This is a genomic window from Actinophytocola sp. (assembly GCF_036402745.1).
In the GTDB taxonomy this organism is placed as follows: domain Bacteria; phylum Actinomycetota; class Actinomycetes; order Mycobacteriales; family Pseudonocardiaceae; genus Actinophytocola.
Genome location: NZ_DASWSJ010000071.1, coordinates 1 through 15,857, shown reverse-complemented (window position 1 = coordinate 15,857; position 15,857 = coordinate 1). Strand labels below are relative to the sequence as shown.

14 protein-coding genes are annotated in these 15,857 nt (G+C 72.9%); 6 read left to right on the top strand and 8 right to left on the bottom strand.

Going from position 1 to position 15,857, the window contains the following annotated elements:
- Both VGD70_RS07060 and VGD70_RS07055 read right to left on the bottom strand, forming a co-directional pair.
- Positions 1-251 (bottom strand): YciI family protein (locus tag VGD70_RS07060; protein WP_331079324.1); only part of this gene is annotated, 251 nt, incomplete at its 3' end.
- 199 nt (positions 252-450) lie between these two features.
- A complete protein-coding gene (locus VGD70_RS07055; RefSeq protein ID WP_414637906.1) occupies positions 451-801 on the bottom strand; it encodes a hypothetical protein in 351 nt (116 codons plus the stop codon).
- 169 nt (positions 802-970) lie between these two features.
- On the opposite strand from VGD70_RS07055, the gene VGD70_RS07050 reads away from it, so the two are divergent.
- The 3 genes from VGD70_RS07050 to ligD all read left to right on the top strand — a co-directional run bounded on the left by VGD70_RS07050 (position 971) and on the right by ligD (position 4,097).
- Entirely contained in the window at positions 971-2,380 is a 1,410-nt protein-coding gene (locus VGD70_RS07050; RefSeq protein ID WP_331079320.1) for a fatty acid desaturase, read from the top strand.
- Positions 2,381-2,395: 15 nt separating this feature from the next.
- The gene (locus tag VGD70_RS07045) at positions 2,396-3,004 is read left to right on the top strand and encodes a TetR/AcrR family transcriptional regulator (protein WP_331079318.1); all 609 of its coding nucleotides are present in this window, start codon (positions 2,396-2,398) and stop codon (positions 3,002-3,004) included.
- 73 nt (positions 3,005-3,077) lie between these two features.
- The gene (gene ligD / locus VGD70_RS07040; RefSeq protein WP_331079316.1) at positions 3,078-4,097 is read left to right on the top strand and encodes a non-homologous end-joining DNA ligase; all 1,020 of its coding nucleotides are present in this window, start codon (positions 3,078-3,080) and stop codon (positions 4,095-4,097) included.
- A 48-nt stretch (positions 4,098-4,145) separates the two neighbouring features.
- On the opposite strand, the gene VGD70_RS07035 is transcribed toward ligD, so the two are convergent.
- The 4 genes from VGD70_RS07035 to VGD70_RS07020 all read right to left on the bottom strand — a co-directional run bounded on the left by VGD70_RS07035 (position 4,146) and on the right by VGD70_RS07020 (position 8,425).
- Entirely contained in the window at positions 4,146-4,703 is a 558-nt protein-coding gene (locus VGD70_RS07035) for a type 1 glutamine amidotransferase domain-containing protein (RefSeq protein ID WP_331079314.1), read from the bottom strand.
- Positions 4,704-4,782: 79 nt separating this feature from the next.
- Positions 4,783-6,870, bottom strand: coding sequence for a xanthine dehydrogenase family protein molybdopterin-binding subunit (locus VGD70_RS07030; RefSeq protein ID WP_331079312.1), 2,088 nt, complete (start codon positions 6,868-6,870; stop codon positions 4,783-4,785).
- On the bottom strand, positions 6,867-7,883 hold the full coding sequence (locus tag VGD70_RS07025) for a xanthine dehydrogenase family protein subunit M (protein WP_331079310.1): 1,017 nt from the start codon (positions 7,881-7,883) through the stop codon (positions 6,867-6,869). Before VGD70_RS07025 ends, VGD70_RS07030 begins: the two co-directional genes overlap by 4 nt.
- The gene (locus VGD70_RS07020) at positions 7,880-8,425 is read right to left on the bottom strand and encodes a 2Fe-2S iron-sulfur cluster-binding protein (RefSeq protein WP_331079308.1); all 546 of its coding nucleotides are present in this window, start codon (positions 8,423-8,425) and stop codon (positions 7,880-7,882) included. Before VGD70_RS07020 ends, VGD70_RS07025 begins: the two co-directional genes overlap by 4 nt.
- A 150-nt stretch (positions 8,426-8,575) precedes the next feature.
- Between VGD70_RS07020 and VGD70_RS07015 the strand changes: the two genes are divergently transcribed.
- Positions 8,576-9,076, top strand: coding sequence for a LapA family protein (locus VGD70_RS07015; RefSeq protein ID WP_331079306.1), 501 nt, complete (start codon positions 8,576-8,578; stop codon positions 9,074-9,076).
- Between the two features lie 18 nt (positions 9,077-9,094).
- Here the strand turns inward: VGD70_RS07015 and VGD70_RS07010 are convergent, their stop codons facing one another.
- Both VGD70_RS07010 and VGD70_RS07005 read right to left on the bottom strand, forming a co-directional pair.
- A complete protein-coding gene (locus VGD70_RS07010; protein ID WP_331079304.1) occupies positions 9,095-11,854 on the bottom strand; it encodes an AbfB domain-containing protein in 2,760 nt (919 codons plus the stop codon).
- 41 nt (positions 11,855-11,895) lie between these two features.
- Positions 11,896-12,888: a LacI family DNA-binding transcriptional regulator gene (locus tag VGD70_RS07005; protein ID WP_331079302.1), complete on the bottom strand. Its 993-nt coding sequence runs from the start codon at positions 12,886-12,888 to the stop codon at positions 11,896-11,898.
- A gap of 341 nt (positions 12,889-13,229) precedes the next feature.
- Here VGD70_RS07005 and VGD70_RS07000 point away from each other — a divergent pair, with 341 nt between their 5' ends.
- Positions 13,230-15,488, top strand: a complete 2,259-nt coding sequence (locus VGD70_RS07000; RefSeq protein ID WP_331079301.1) for a glycoside hydrolase family 9 protein — start codon at positions 13,230-13,232, stop codon at positions 15,486-15,488.
- Between the two features lie 37 nt (positions 15,489-15,525).
- On the top strand, positions 15,526-15,857 hold a 332-nt coding region (locus VGD70_RS06995), incomplete at its 3' end, for a hypothetical protein (RefSeq protein WP_331079299.1).

Genomic DNA, 15,857 nt, shown 5'->3' with positions numbered 1-15,857 from the left:
TGGATCACCCAGAACCCGCCGAGCTGCTCCTTCGTCTCGGCGAACGGGCCGTCGGTCATCGTGGTCGTGCCGTTGCCGGGGCGGACGACCGTGCTGGCGTGCGAGGGCAGCAGGCCACCGACGAACACCCACGAGCCGGCGGACTGCATGTCGGCGGTGACCTTGCCCGTCCGGGCCATCTGCTCCCGCAGTTCCTCTTCGGACTCCGGCACGGTTTCGTCGAACTGGACGGCGAGCAGGTACTGCTTCATGGCGAACTCCTTGGGAGGAGGCAGGAGGATCAGGCGACCGGCCGTTGCCGGTCTCTCACCCTGGCTACGAACGGGCTCGACGCCATTCGACACCACCTCAGAAAGATCAGAGGACGTACTCGTCCCGACCGCGTCCGAGGCGACGAGGCCGTGGTACTCCACGGGGCAACCACCTGGACCGCAGCATTGTCAGACGCGGCTAGGTGCAGGCCGCGCGCAGTGCGTCGAGGTGGGCGGCGTTGCGGGAGGCCCAGGCGGTCACGACGGAGAGGTCGTCGAAGCGTTCCTTCTGCACCTCGACGTAGGAGTCGGCCATCGTGAGCAGCGAGCTCTTGACGTCCTGGTCCGCGACGTTCGCCGCGAGGTCACGCAGCCGCCGTTCCTTGTCCTCGGCGCGGGCCTTGAGCTTCGCCGGGTCGACGAGCGGGTTGAGGTCCGCGAGCCCCAGCGCCTCGGCGCAGACGGCGGCCTTGTCCGTGGCGACGCTCGCCTGGTCCACCGCGGAGTCCACCTGAGCGCACCCGGCCACCGACATCACCACGCCCGACATCACCACGGCCAGCAGCACAGCCGGTCCGCGCAGGTCCATGGCTCCAAACCTACCGCCCCGCCCGCCACCGCCGAGACCGGAGCGGAGGTTTACAACTCCACCATTCTTGTCAAGTCGCTTTACAAACGCTACATTTCTGTAAAGCTCCCGGACGAGGAGGGCAGCAGAGGTGGCAGCCGTCAACGAGGCCGACACGAGCGCCGGCACGATCCCTGACGGGTCGACCGAGCGGTGGACGGACAAGAAGCGGTACCTGTGGCTGATCGGCCTGGTCGTGCCGTCCCTCGCCTTCGCGGCGCTGGGCCTGCACGCGCTGACCGGCTGGGGCGTGTGGTTCTGGATCGGGCCGATCGTGATCCTCGTGGTCGTGCCCGCCATCGACCTGCTGGCCGGGCTCGACCGGTCCAACCCGCCGGACGACGTGCTCGAGGCGCTGGAGAACGACCGCTACTACCGCTGGGTCACCTACCTGTTCCTGCCCATCCAGTACGCGGGCTTCGTGGCCGTGTTCTGGCTGCTCGGCACCGGTGACCTGACGGTCGTCGACAAGCTCGGCCTCGCGATCTCGGTCGGCTGCATCGGCGGGATCGGCATCAACACCGCGCACGAGCTCGGCCACAAGAAGGAGAGCCACGAGCGCTGGCTGTCCAAGATCGCGCTGGCGCAGACCTTCTACGGCCACTTCTACATCGAGCACAACCGCGGCCACCACGTGCGGGTCGCGACGCCGGAGGATCCGGCCAGCAGCCGGGTCGGCGAGAGCTTCTACCGGTTCTGGCCGCGCACGGTCCTCGGCTCGCTGCGCAGCGCCTGGCGGCTGGAGCGCAAGCGGTACGCCCGCCGCGGCCGGCACCCGTACCGCATCGGCAACGACGTGCTCAACGCCTGGCTGATGTCGGCCGTGCTGTGGGGCGCGATGGTCGCCTGGCTCGGCGTCGGCATCCTGCCGTACCTGCTCGTGCAGGCCGTCGTCGGTTTCTCGCTGCTCGAGATCGTGAACTACATGGAGCACTACGGCATGCTGCGGCGCAAGCGCGGCGGCCCGGGCGGGGAGCGCTACGAGCGGGTGAATCCGAGCCACAGCTGGAACTCCAACAACATCGCCACCAACGTGCTGCTCTACCACCTGCAGCGGCACAGCGACCACCACGCCAACCCGACCCGCCGCTACCAGACGCTACGGGACTTCGCCGAGTCCCCGGTGCTGCCGACCGGGTACGCCGGGATGATCGTGCTCGCGCTCGTGCCGCCGGTCTGGCGCCGGGTGATGGACCCGCGGGTGCTCGCGCACTTCGGCGACGACATCGGCCGGGCGAACATCAGCCCGCACCGGCGCGCGCGGGTGCTGGGTCGCTACGCCGTGCCGGAACCGTCCACTGTGGACCTTCCGGCCGACGCGCCGGGCCCGGCGCCGGGCACGCGCTGCCCCGGGTGCGGCTACACCTACGACGAGGCCACGGGCGACCCGCGCGAGGGCTTCCCCGCCGGCACGCCGTGGTCGGCCGTGCCGGACTCGTGGTGCTGCCCGGACTGCGGGGTGCGCGAGAAGGCCGACTTCGTCGCGGTGCCGGCGCGCTGACGGCCGCTTCGTAGGATGGCGTCCGTGACCGAGCCAGCCATGGCCGCGCCGAGCGGCACCAGCGCGTTGCGGCGCCGGATCGTCGCGGCCGCCATCGAGCAGACGGCCGGGTCGGGGTGGTCGTCGGTCACCATGGCGCGGCTGGCCGACGCCGTCGGGGTCAGCCGGCAGACCGTCTACAACGAGATCGGCTCGAAGCCCGCCCTGGCGGAGGCGATGGTCCTCGACGAGCTGGCGCGGTTCCTGGCCGTGGTCGGGCGGGCCTTCGACGAGCACCCGGACGACCTGGTGGAGTCGATCCGCGCGGCGGTGCGCGCGGTGCTGGAGCTGGCCGAGGACAACACGTTGCTGCACGCGATCGTGTCGGCGACGCACGGCGCCGGGACCGACCTCCTGCCGCTGCTGACGACCCACGCGGGCTCGCTGCTGACCACGGCGAAGGCCATGCTCGCCGACCGCCTGGCGACCTACGACATCCCGCTGGACGAGCCCCGGCTCACGACGGCGACCGACCTCGTCGTCCGCACCGTCCTCAGCCACGTCATGCAACCGTCGAGCACCCCGGCCGCGACGGCGGACGGCATCGCCTGGATCGCCCAGCGGGTGCTGACCGCGCAGCCCTGACACCGGCGGTGGCGCGAGCCCGCTGCCGGCGGCGTCGAAGGCCGTCGTGGGCCTTTCCGAGTACGGTCGTCGAGTGGCCAAAGCTGACGACGTCGAGGTCCTCGAGGTGGCCGGGCAGGCGGTGCGGATCACCAACCCGGGCAAGGTGTTCTTCCCCGATCGCGGGGACACCAAGCTCGACCTCGCCCGCTACTACCTGGCGGTTGGCCCCGCGCTGATGGCCGCGATGGGTGGCCGGCCGGTGCTGCTGCAGCGGTTTCCCAACGGGGTCACCGGGTCCTCGTTCTTCCAGAAGCGGGTGGCGCCGACCAAGGCCGACCCGTGGCTGACCACCACCCGGGTGTCCACCCCGAACGGCACGACGTCCGACGCGCTGGTGGCCGTCGACCTCGCGCACGTGCTGTGGGCGGTGAACATGGGCTGTCTCGGGTTCCACGTCTGGCCCAACACCGCGGCCGATCCCGAGCACGCCGACGAGCTGCGCATCGACCTCGACCCGGGCCCCGGCGTCACGTTCCCGATGATCCGGGAGGGCGCGGCGGAGACGAAGGCCCTGCTCGACGAGCTTGGCATGGCCGGCCACGCCAAGACCACCGGCAACCGGGGCATCCACATCTACGTCCGCCTGCGGCCCCGGTGGGACGGGTACGCCGTGCGGGCCGCCGCCGTGGCCGTGGCCCGCGAGCTCGAGCGCCGCCGGCCGGACCTGCTGACCGCCGCCTGGTGGAAGGAGGAGCGGGGCGCCCGCGTCTTCGTCGACTTCAACCAGAACGCCCCGCACAAGACCGTGTTCGGCGCCTGGTCCGTGCGGGCTAACCCGCACGGCCAGGTCTCCACGCCGTTCGCGTGGGACGAGCTGGCCACGGTCGAGCCGCGCGAGCTCACCCTCGCCTCGGTGCCGGCCCGGCTCTCCGAACGCGGCGACCCGTGGGCGGCCGTCTCGGCCGACCCTCAGTCGCTGGAGCCGCTGCTCGCGCTGCACGAGCGGGACATGGCGAGCGGGCTGATGGACGCCCCGTGGCCGCCGGTGTACCCGAAGATGCCCAACGAGCCACCGCGCGTCGCACCCAGCCGGGCCCGCAAGGAGACCTGAGCGTACGAGGCCGGTGACTCCGGTGACTCGCTGCCGTAGCCGTCGGGGTCAGGTCGGCTGGCGCGCGGCGGAGAACTGCTCGACGATCGCGGCGCAGAACGCGGGCATGTCCTGCGGGCTGCGGCTGGTCGTGAGCTGGCCGTCGATGCAGACCTCCTGGTCGACGACCTCCGCGCCGGCGTTGCGCAGGTCCGTGCGGATGCTCGGCCAGGAGGTCAGCCGCCGGCCGCGGACGCAGTCGGCCTCGACCAGGGTCCACGGCCCGTGGCAGATCGCGGCCACCGGCTTGCCGCTCTCCACGAACGCGCGGACGAACTCGACGGCGCCGGGGTTCGTGCGCAGGTTGTCGGGGTTGACCGTGCCGCCGGGCAGCAGCAGCGCGTCGTAGTCCTCGACGGTGGCGTCGGCGACCTCCCTGTCCACGGGGAACGTGCCGGCCGGGTCCTTGTCGAACTGCCGCGCCCAGATCTCGCCCGGGTGAATGGACAGCAGCTCCACCTGCGCCCCGGCCCCGTACAGGGCGCCCCGCGGGGCTTCCAGCTCGACCCGCTCCACGCCGTCGGCGGCGAGAATCGCGACCTTGCGTCCCTTGAGTGCTGTGGTCACAACCGCTCCCTTCGCAAATCTCCATCCCAGGTTTACGCGGGTGCCCGTCCCTCCCCGGCCCGAAACCCGGTCGGAACGCTCAGCCGGCGAGGATCTTGTCCAGGGTGATCGGCAGGTCGCGGACCCGGATGCCGGTCGCGTGGTGGACGGCGTTCGCGACCGCGGCGGCGGTGCCGACGATGCCGATCTCGCCGACTCCCTTGCTGCCCATGGCATTCACGTACGGGTCGTGCTCGTCGAGCCAGCTCGCCTCCAGGTCGACGACGTCGGCGCAGCTCGCGATGTGGTACCCGGCGAGGTCGTGGTTGACCACGTGACCGAACCGCGGGTCGAGCACGCTCTGCTCGTGCAACGCCATCGACAGGCCCATCGTCATGCCGCCGACGAGCTGCGACCGGGCGGTGCGCGGGTTGATGATCCGGCCGGCGGCGAACACGCCGAGCAGCCGCGGCGCCCGCAGCTCGCCGGTGTCGCGGTGCACGTGGACCTCGGCGAACTGGGCGCCGAACGCGTACATCGCGAACCGGTTGGCCGCCAGGTTCTTCTCGACGCTGCCGTCAGCCTCCGCGCCTTCCGGTGGCGCGGCGCCGAACTTGTCCCGGAAGGCCCGCGCGGCCGTCACGATCGCGGAGCCCCAGGTGCTGATGCCGGACGAGCCGCCGGCCACCGACGCGACGGGATAGTCGGTGTCGCCGATGTGCATGGTCACGGTCTCGACGTCCACGCCCAGCGCGTCGGCGGCGATCTGCGCGAGCGCGGTCCACGTGCCGGTGCCCAGGTCCACGGCGCCGATCTCGACCTCGTAGCCGCCGCGGGCGAACCGGACCACCGCCGTCGAGAACGGCTGCTGGTGCACCGGGTACACCGAGGCCGCGACCCCGCTGCCGACGAGCCAGTCGCCGCGCTCCTCCTGGCGCGGGCGCGGGTCCCGGCCGGCCCAGCCGAACCGCCGGGCGCCCTCCCGCAGGCAGGCGACGAGGTTGCGGGTGGAGAACGGGTGGCCGGTCTCGGGGTCGACCGCGGGCTCGTTGCGGACGCGCAGCTCGACCGGGTCGAGGTCGAGTGCGACCGCGAGCTCGTCCATGGCCACCTCGGGCCCGAACATCCCGGGGCACACGCCGGGCGCCCGCATCCAGGACGGTACCGGGACGTCGAGCTTCGCCAGCCGGTGGGCGGTGCGGCGGTTGGGCGCGGCGTACATCATCCGGGTCGGGGTCCCCGTCTGCTCCGCGAACTCCTTGATGCGGGAGGTCTGCTCGACCACGTCGATGGCGATCGCGCTGAGCCGTCCGGAGCGGTCGGCGGCCAGGCGCATGCGCTGGATGGTGGGCGTGCGGTAGCCGGCGAGGGAGAACATCTGCTGGCTGGTGAGCGCGAGCTTCACCGGCCGGCCCGGCGTCGCGCGGGCGGCCATCGCGGCCAGCACGACGTGCACGTGCGGCCGGCCCTTGGACCCGAAGCCGCCGCCGACGTACGGGCAGACCACCCGGATCCGGTCCGCGTCGAGCCCGAAGACCTCGGCGACCGCGTCCCGGGTCGAGTACACGCCCTGGGTGGAGTCCCACAGGGTCAGGTGCTCGCGCTCGCGGTCCCACAGCGCGGTCGTGGCGTGCGGCTCGAGCGGGTTGTTGTGGTTCATCGCCGTCGTGTAGGTCTGGTCGACCGTGGCGTCGGCGGCGGCCATCGCGGCGGCCACGTCGCCGGTCGCGGTGTCGGACTCGTAGGCGGGGTTGATCTTCTCCGGCGTGTAGAGGTCGGCGCGGTCGGCCGTGAGCACGACGTCGTGCGGTGCCTCGGCGTACTGGACGCCCACGAGGTCCGCCGCCTGCCGGGCGATCTCCGCGGTCTCCCCGACGACGAACGCCACGACCTGGCCGCGGAAGCCGATCTCGGGGTCCTGCAGGGCCGCGAGCTCGGCGTCCTGCGTGGCGAGCGGCTCGGCGTCGCGGTAGGTCCGCACGGTCAGGACGCCGTCGACCCGCTCGGCCTCGATGGTGTCGACGCTCTCGACGCGGCCGCGGGCGACGGTGGCCTGGGTGAGCGCGCAGTAGACGGCGTCCGGGACGTCGGCCTCGTAGGCGTAGGGCGCGGTGCCGGTGACCTTGGCGTGGCCGTCGCGGCGCTCCAGCGGGCGGCCGATCGCGACCGGGGTCAGCTGGTCGGTCACCTCGGGCCTCCCTCGGCCGGGCCGCCCGCCAGGTCACGCAGGACCGCGACCAGGGTGCGGGTGAGGAGCGGGACCTTGAAGGCGTTGCCGCCGTCGAGCCCGTCGAGCGGCCGGGCGTCGACCAGCTCGGCCTCGGCGGCGGCCCGGTAGCCGTCCTCGGTCGCGTCGGCGCCGCGCAGGGCCGCCTCCGCGCGGTGGGCGCGCCACGGCTTGTGCGCCACGCCGCCGAGCGCGATCCGCACGTCGTCGATCCGGCCGCCGTGGACCTCGACCGCGGCCGCGACGCTGACGAGCGCGAACGCGTAGGAGGCACGGTCGCGGACCTTGCGGTACGCGGATCGCCGGGCCATGGGCAGCGCCGGCAGGTCGATCGCGGTGACCAGCTCGCCGTGCGCCAGCGTCGTGTCGCGGTCCGGCTCGTCGCCGGGCAGCCGCAGCAGGTCGGCGAACGCGATGGTGCGCTCGCCGCCGGCGCCGAGCACCCGGACCTCGGCGTCGAGCACGGCCAGCGCGACGGCGAGGTCCGACGGGTGCGTGGCGACGCAGTGCTCGGAGGCGCCGAGGATCGCGTGGTAGCGGGTGTAGCCGCCGAGCGCGGAGCAGCCCGAGCCCGGGGCGCGTTTGTTGCACGGCGTGGAGACGTCCTGGAAGTAGACGCAACGGGTGCGCTGCAACGGGTTCCCGCCGACGGTCGCCATGTTGCGCAGCTGGCCGGACGCGCCGGCGAGCAGCGCCTGGGCGAGCAGGGGGTAGCGCTCCCGGACGCTGCGGTCCGCGGCGAGGTCGCTGTTGCGCACGGCAGCGCCGATCCGCAGCCCGCCGTCCGGCCGGCCGGTGATCCGCGCCGAGGTGGCGTGCGTGACGTCGATGAGCGCGCGGGGCTCGGCGACGCCGAGCTTGAGATGGTCGACGAGGTTGGTCCCGCCGCCGAGGAAGGCAGCGTGGGAGTCGGCGGCGACGAGCCGGACCGCGTCCGCGGCATCGGTGGCGGCGATGAACGTGAACGGCCTCATCGCGAGGTCCCGGGCTCGGCGGCGGCCTGCTCGACGGCCGGCACGATGTTGGCGTAGGCCCCGCACCGGCACAGGTTGCCGGCCATCCGCTCGGCGATCTCGGCGTGGCTGAGCACCGGCTCGGTGGCGGTGTTGGTGTCGATGTCGGCGGTGATGTCGGCGGTCACGTGGCTCGGCCAGCCGGCGGCGAGCTCGGCCAGCATCCCCACCGCCGAGCAGATCTGGCCCGGGGTGCAGTAACCGCACTGGAAGGCGTCGTGGTCGAGGAACGCGCGCTGCACCGGGTGCGGCGCGGCCGCGGTCGCGAGCCCGTCGGCGGTGGTGACCTCGGCCCCGTCGACGGCCACCGCCAGGGTCAGGCACGCCAGGACCCGCCGGCCCTCCAGCAGCACGGTGCACGCGCCGCACTGGCCGTGGTCGCAGCCCTTCTTCGGACTGGTGTTGCCGAGCCGCTCGCGCAAGGCGTCCAGCAGCGTCGTCCGCGTGTCGACGGTCAGCCGCCGCCTCGTCCCGTCGACGGTCAGCGTGATCACGGAGTCCATGGCTGAGCAGTTCCCCGCTCGCCCGGTTCGAACCCTCCCGGTCACCGACGGGTGAAGTGGCCGGATCCGGCGGGCGGGGAGACCATGGGAAGGTCGGGAAATGCCCCAGCTAGGCGGCGGCATCGCGCCGCTGCCACGTCGGAGGTCGCCATGACGCGGTCAGAACCGCCCGCACAGCCGCCCGTCGACAGGTCGGCCGGAGAGCACGACATCCCCGTGCAGCAGACTTCCCAGCCGACGCCACCCATCGGCACGCCGGGCCCACCGCCCGGGCGCCCGGTGGCGGGCCCCGTCGCGCCCACCGGCCAGGTCCCGCCGGCCGGCCAGGTCCCGCCGGGCGGTCAGGCTTCGCCCACCGGACAGATCGAGCCGGCGCCGTCTGTCGCGGGCGAGACCGAGCCCGTCACCGTGCGGCGCAGCCGGTTCGGTGGGCTGTGGGTCGGGCTCGTCGTGGCGGCCGTCATCCTCGTGCTGCTGCTCGTCTTCGTCCTGCAGAACTCGCAGACCGTGCAGGTCGACTACTTCGGCTTCTCCGGCCACCTCCCGCTCGCCGTCGCGATCCTGCTCGGCGTCGCCGCGGGCGCGTTGCTCGTCGCGCTCCCCGGCACGGTCCGGATCCTGCAGCTGCGCAAGACGATCCGCCGCCACTGACGGGCCGGCTGCCTCCCGTCACGGGGTCCACGGCGTGGTGGGCGCCCAGCTCACGTCGTTGGCGTAGGAGGCCGGGTTGTCGTAGGGATGGGCACCGCCGTTGGTGGAGACCCATACCTCCTCCGCGTAGTGGCGCACGTTCGTGCCCAGCTCGTTGACCGACGCCAGCCGCACGCTCCCGCTGGTTGCCCCGGGCTGCGGGCAGAACGTCGCGTCCCGGCGGAACAGGTCGGTGTTGTCGTTGGCTGCCAACCGAAGGCGGAACGCGGCGTGCCGCAGGTAGCTGCCGGCGATGTTGCGTGACTCCAGCGAGTAGCAGCCCGGGTCGGCCAGCCCACGCCGGACGACGAACGTCGCGTCGCCCTTGAGGAGCGCGTCGCTGGCGGCGGTGACCACGTCCGTGCGGGCCAGGCCGTCCCGGTGGCGCAGGTAGCGGTCGGTGAAGCCCGGCGTCGTCACCCGGAACGAGCGGGCGGTGTTCAGCGGCAGGTCCGCACCGCTGCGCCACAACGGGATCGTGGCCGCCCACGTCGTGTCGGCGGCGAAGCTCGTCGCCGTGTCCCACGGGTTCGGCCCGCCCTGCCGCGCCAGGTAGACGGCCTCGTTGTAGTGCCGGACGAACGCGCCCGGGTTGTTGGACGACTCGAGTGCGGTCGCGCCGGAGCCCGCGCGGGCGCAGAACGTCGCGTCGCCGGCGAACCCCGGGGTGCCGTCGTTCGGGTCGCTGCGCAGGCGCCAGCTCGCGTGCCGCAGGAACCGGCCGGGGAAGTTGCGCGACTCGAACGACAGGCACGCCGCGTCCGCGAGACCCGGCCGCGCCCAGAACGTGGCGTCCTGCTTGAGCACGTCGGTGCCGCTGTCCACATCGGTGCGCGCCAGCCCGTCCTGATGGCGGAGGTACCGGTTGGTGAAGCCCGGCGTGGTCACCCGCAGCGACACGAGCTCGCCGCGGCCCACCTCGGTGCCGGCCGCGCGGGCGAGCACCCGCTGGTTCACCGCCAGCACCTGCGCCGCGTTCATCTTCAGCACCCGCCGGTCGTAGGTGTAGAAGCCGTTGACCTCGTTCTCGACGTCGTACGGTTCGGTGTAGACGGACGCGGACAGGCCCCGGGTCTGCACGAACCGGCCGACCTCCTCGGTGATCGCCACGTACCGGTTGGTCAGCGACGTCTCGTCCGGATACAGCTCGCCGTAGGCGAACCCCGCGCCGGGCTGCCACTCGTGCCCCGCGACGGTCCGGCCGAGGCCGCCGTACTCGCCGAGCACCGCGACCCGGCTCGCGGTCGGCAGCCGGGTGCCGGCCGACATCTGGTACGCGTGGTCGTCGACGACGTCGCCGTTCGGCGGCTCCGGGTCGGACACGCAGCAGTTGGACCCCGAGTTGTGGTTGATCAGCCGGGTCGGGTCGAGCGAGCGGACCAGGTCGACGATGCGCGCGTTGTCGTACTCGCCCCAGCCCTCGTTGAACGGCACCCACTGCACGATCGACGTGACGCCCTTGAGCTGGTTGACGATCCGGGTCAGCTCGGACTCGTAGTTCGCGTGGCTCGCCGCCGGGGTGTCGTCGACCGCGTCGAGCGCGGGCATGTCCTGCCACACCATCAGCCCCAGCTTGTCGGCCCAGTAGAACCAGCGGGCCGGCTCGACCTTGATGTGCTTGCGGACCATGGTGAAGCCCAGCGCCTTCTGCCGCTCCAGGTCGAACCGCAGCGCCTCGTCGGTCGGCGCGGTGTAGGTCCCGTCGGGCCAGAAGCCCTGGTCGAGCGTGCCGAGCTGGAAGACGAACCTGCCGTTGAGCAACGGCCGCAGCACGCCGCCGACCACCGCCTTGCCGAGCGAGCGCATGCCGAAGTAGCCGGTGACGACGTCGGTGCCCATGGTCACCCGCAAGTCGTACAGGAACGGGTCGGACGGCGACCACAGCCGCGCGTTCGGCACCGGCACCCGCAGGTGCCCGCCGACGGTGCCGGTGGCCGAGCCGACGACCGTGCCGCCGGTGAGCACCTCGGCGCGCACCTGCTGGCCGGCGGTGCCCTGCACGACGAGGTCGAGCACGCCCGCCGGGACGTCGGGGGTGGTGTCCAGGCGCTTGATGTGGTTGGCGCTCACCGGTTCCAGCCACACCGTCTGCCAGATGCCGGACGACGCCGTGTACCAGATCCCGCCGGGGTTGCGGCGTTGCTTGCCGATCGGGAACCTGCTGCCGTCGATGGGCGAGTACGCGCCGACGATGATCTCGTTGGCGCCGGTGCGCAGCGCGGCGGTGATGTCGAAGGAGAAGGCGTCGTAGCCGCCGGTGTGCGTGCCGACCTGGGTGCCGTTCACCCAGACCCGGGTCTCCCAGGTGACCGCGCCGAAGTTGAGCTGCACCCGCCGACCGTTCCATGTGGACGGAACGGTGAACGTCCGCCGGTAGAACATGTTGTCCTCGTGGCGCTGGATGCCCGACAGGGCCGACTCGATCGGGTACGGCACGAGCACGCCCTCGGGCAGCGGCTGGCCGATCGGCGGCGTGTTGAGGTTGGGCGCGCCGGCGAACTCCCACACGCCGTTGAGGTTCTGCCACTCGGTGCGGACGAGCTGCGGGCGCGGGTAGTCGGGCAGGGCGTTGGTCGGCGAGACCTGGCTCGTCCACGGCGTGGTGAGCGGGGGGACCTTGGGCTGCCAGACGGCCGCGTCGGCGACCGGCGCGACCGCGACCAGGGTGGTGGCCGCGAGCAGGAAACCCGTTGCGGCGCCGAGCATTCGGCGGAACTTCGACACTGTCTTCGTTGACATGGCTGCTCCAGGTGCAGGGGGTGGGCCTGGTGCGGACTCGGTTAGGTGGTGGTGCTTTCCCTGATCTCCAGGGCGAACGGGATCCGGACGTCCTGGGGTGGCTCGGGTGGGTCGCCGCCGGCGCGGCGGTGGACGAGGTCGACCGCCGCCGCGGCGAGGGCGGACTTGTCGGGGGCGATGGTGGTGAGCGAGGGCACGCTGTAGGCGCTGTGCTCGGCGTTGTCGAAGCCGACGACGGCGATGTCGTGCGGCACCCGCCGGCCCCGCTCGGCGGCGACGCGGATGGCACCGAGGGCGAGCATGTCGTTGAAGCAGAACACCGCGTCCGGCGGCTCGGGCAGGTCCAGCAGCCGGGCCATCGCCTCGGCGCCGTCGCTGTGGTGGTAGCGCAGGGCCGACGCGACGAGCTCGGGCCGCGACGGCAGGCCCGCCTCGGCCAGCGCCTGGCGGTACCCGGCGAGTCGCTGGGTGGCCGTGCCCCGCGTCGGGTGCTGGCCGATCACCGCGATCCGCCGCCGGCCGAGGTCCACCAGGTGGCGCACCGCGACGTGCGCGGCCCGCACGTTGTCGATGCCGACGTGGTCCAGCGGCAGCGCGAGGGGATGCTCGCCCAGCAGCACCATCGGGATGCCGGGTTGGCCGAGGTCGCCGGCCTCGACGGCCTGCGGGCTCACGATGGCGCCGTCGACCATGTGCGAGCCCAGTGACGCCAGGGTCTCCCGCTCGCGCGCGCGGTCGCCCTGGGTCTGCTCGATGAGCACGCTCCAGTCGCGCCGCCCGGCCGCCGCGATGACGTTGCCGGCCAGCTCGCCGAAGTAGGGGATGGAGAGCTCGGGCACGACGAGCGCGATGAACCCGGTACGCCCGCGGCGCAGGTTGCGGGCGCCGAGGTTGGGCCGGTACCCGGTGACGGACAACGCGTCCTCGACCCGCCGCCGGTTCTCGGGCTTGACGAAGTCGTACCCGTTGACGACGTTCGACACGGTCTTGACGGAGACCCCGGCGAGGACCGCGACATCCTTGAGCGTGGCCACGTTCCTGCCCTCCGCTCGCCGTCGAAGGTGGGCTCCCGGTTCTTGAGGGTACTGCGTTTACAACGTTGTGCCAACGATGTAATCGGTCACCGAGGTCGCGGACGGCCAGGTGCTGACCGTCGAGGTCGGCGTGCCAGCTGGGAGCGTTCCCTGGATCGGGCCGCGCTCCGGGCCGTGGATGTCTTGACAACGCCGGGGCGCGGTCGCCAGGATCGAGGCCCGAGTTATGGGAGCGCTCCCAGAACGGCCTCATCGCGGCGGCCGAAGTCGTGGTGTCGGCCTTGTCCCCCGGAAAGGGGCTCGCCGTGGTACGCCCGACTCGTCTCGGTGTCGTGATCCTCATGGCCGTCGCACTGGTCGGCGGTGGGCCGGTCGCCGGTGCGCAGCCGCAAGCGCTCAGCGCTCAGGAACTCGTCGTCAACGGGACCTTCGATGCCACGACGGCGCCGTGGTGGTCGACGGCCACCGCGCCGGCGTCCGTGGTCGGCGGGCGGCTCTGCGCCGAGATCGCGGGCGCCACGACCAATCCCTGGGACGCCATCGTCGGGCAGAACGACCTGGCGCTGCGGGCGGGCGAGTCCTACGCGCTGTCGTTCGACGCGTCCGCGTCGACGCCGGTGGGCGTGCTGGCCAAGGTGCAGCAGCAGGTGGACCCGTGGACCGAGCGGCTCTCCCAGCCGGTGCCGCTCGGGCCGGCGCCCACCCACTTCGCGTTCGTGTTCACCTCGGCCGTGGACAGTCCCGGCGACCAGCTCGCGTTCCAGGTCGGCGGCCGCGCCGACCCGTGGACGTTCTGCCTGGACAACGTGTCCCTCACCGGCGGCGCAGCGCCGCCGGTGTACGAGCCCGACACCGGCCCGCGGGTGCGGGTCAACCAGGTCGGCTACCTGCCCGACGGCCCGAAGCACGCCACCGTCGTCACCGACGCGACCGGCCCGCTGCCGTGGCGGCTCACCGGCCCGGGCGGCCGGGTGGCGGCCACCGGCCGGACCACACCACGCGGGCTCGACGCGGCCTCCGGGCAGCGCACGCACACGATCGACTTCTCGCGGTTCACCGAGGCCGGCCCGGGCTACACGCTGAGCGCCGACGGCGAGACCAGTCACCCCTTCGACATCGGCCCCGTGTACCGGGACCTGCGCTCCGATGCCCTGCGGTTCTTCTACCTCCAGCGCAGCGGCATCGCGATCGACGGCTCGCTCGCGGGCGCGCAGTACGCGCGGCCGGCCGGGCACGTCGGCGTGGCACCCAACCAGGGCGACACCGACGTCCCGTGCCAGCCGGGCGGCTGCGACTACCGGCTCGACGTGCGTGGCGGCTGGTACGACGCGGGCGACCACGGCAAGTACGTGGTCAACGGCGGGATCGCCACCTACCAGCTGCTCGCCACCTTCGAGCGCACCCGCACCGCGCCGACCGCGGCCCGGGGCGCGCTGGCCGACGGCACGCTGCGGCTCCCCGAGCGCCACAACGGCGTGCCGGACATCCTCGACGAGGCCCGCTGGGAGCTGGAGTTCCTGCTGCGCATGCAGGTGCCGGCCGGCCGGCCGTTCGCCGGGATGGCCCACCACAAGATCCACGACGAGGCGTGGACCGGCCTCCCGCTGGCGCCGCAGGCCGACCCGATGCGACGCGAGCTGCACCCGCCGTCGACCGCCGCGACGCTGAACCTGGCCGCCGTCGCCGCGCAGTGCGGCCGGCTCTACGCGCGTTACGACGCCGCGTTCGCCGCCGAGTGCCGGGCCGCGGCCCGTATCGCCTACGCGGCGGCGAAGGCGCACCCGGACCTGCTCGCCAGCCCGGCCGACGGCACCGGCGGCGGCGCCTACAGCGACGGCGACGTGTCCGACGAGTTCTACTGGGCGGCGGCCGAGCTGTACCTGACCACCGGCGACCGGCGCTACCTCGACGACCTGCGCGCCTCGCCGCACCACACCGGCGACGTGTTCAGCCCCACCGGCTTCGGCTGGGCGGCCACCGCGGCGCTGGGCCGGCTCGACCTCGCGACCGTCCCGAGTGGACTGCCGACCGGCGAGCGGGACCGGGTCCGGCGGTCGGTCACCACGGCCGCCGACAGCTATCTGTCCACTGTGGACGCGGAAGCCTACGGGCTGCCGCTGCCCGGCGACCCGGGCGGCTACGTCTGGGGCTCCAACAGCAACATCGTCAACAACCTCGTCGTGCTGGCCACCGCGTTCGACCTGACCGGGAAGGCGCGGTACCGCGACGGCGCCCTCCAGGGCCTGGACTACGTCCTCGGCCGCAACGCGCTGAACCAGTCCTACGTCACCGGCTGGGGCACCACGACCTCGCGGAACCAGCACAGCAGGATCTTCGCCCACCAGCTCGACCCCGGCCTGCCGCACCCGCCGGCCGGGTCCATCGCCGGCGGGCCGAACGCCGCCCTGCAGGACCCGTTCGCGGCTCACCTGCTGGCCGGCTGCGCGCCGCAGTTCTGCTACGTCGACGACATCCAGTCGTACTCGACGAACGAGGTGGCGATCAACTGGAACTCCGCGCTCGCCTGGATCGCCTCGTTCGCCGCCGACCAGGGCACCCGAGGCGCGCGTCACCACGGTGGTGGGCCGTCGCCGTATTAGGCTTCGGGGCGAGGAGCCGGCAGGTGAGGGGTTGGTCATGGCACCCGAGGAGACGCCGACGGTGGGCGGTGAGCTGGATGCCGGCGTCCACCTGCTGACCGACGTCGCGACCGGTGTGCTGGGCACCGTCGAGGACATGCACCGCACGCTCGCGCCGGACGCGCACCGCCTGGTCGCCTCGCGGATCTACGACGCCGTGCGGGTGGGCGTCCTCGCCGGTGGCGCGGTGCTCCAGCTCGCGGCGCGGACCACGGTCAGGTATGCGCCGACGGTACTGGACGCCCGCGGGGTGCAGCGGGCCGTCGGCTTCGCGAACGGGGCGTTCGCCGAGCACGCGGAGGCGCGTGGTGGCGCCGTGCCGGCGACCAT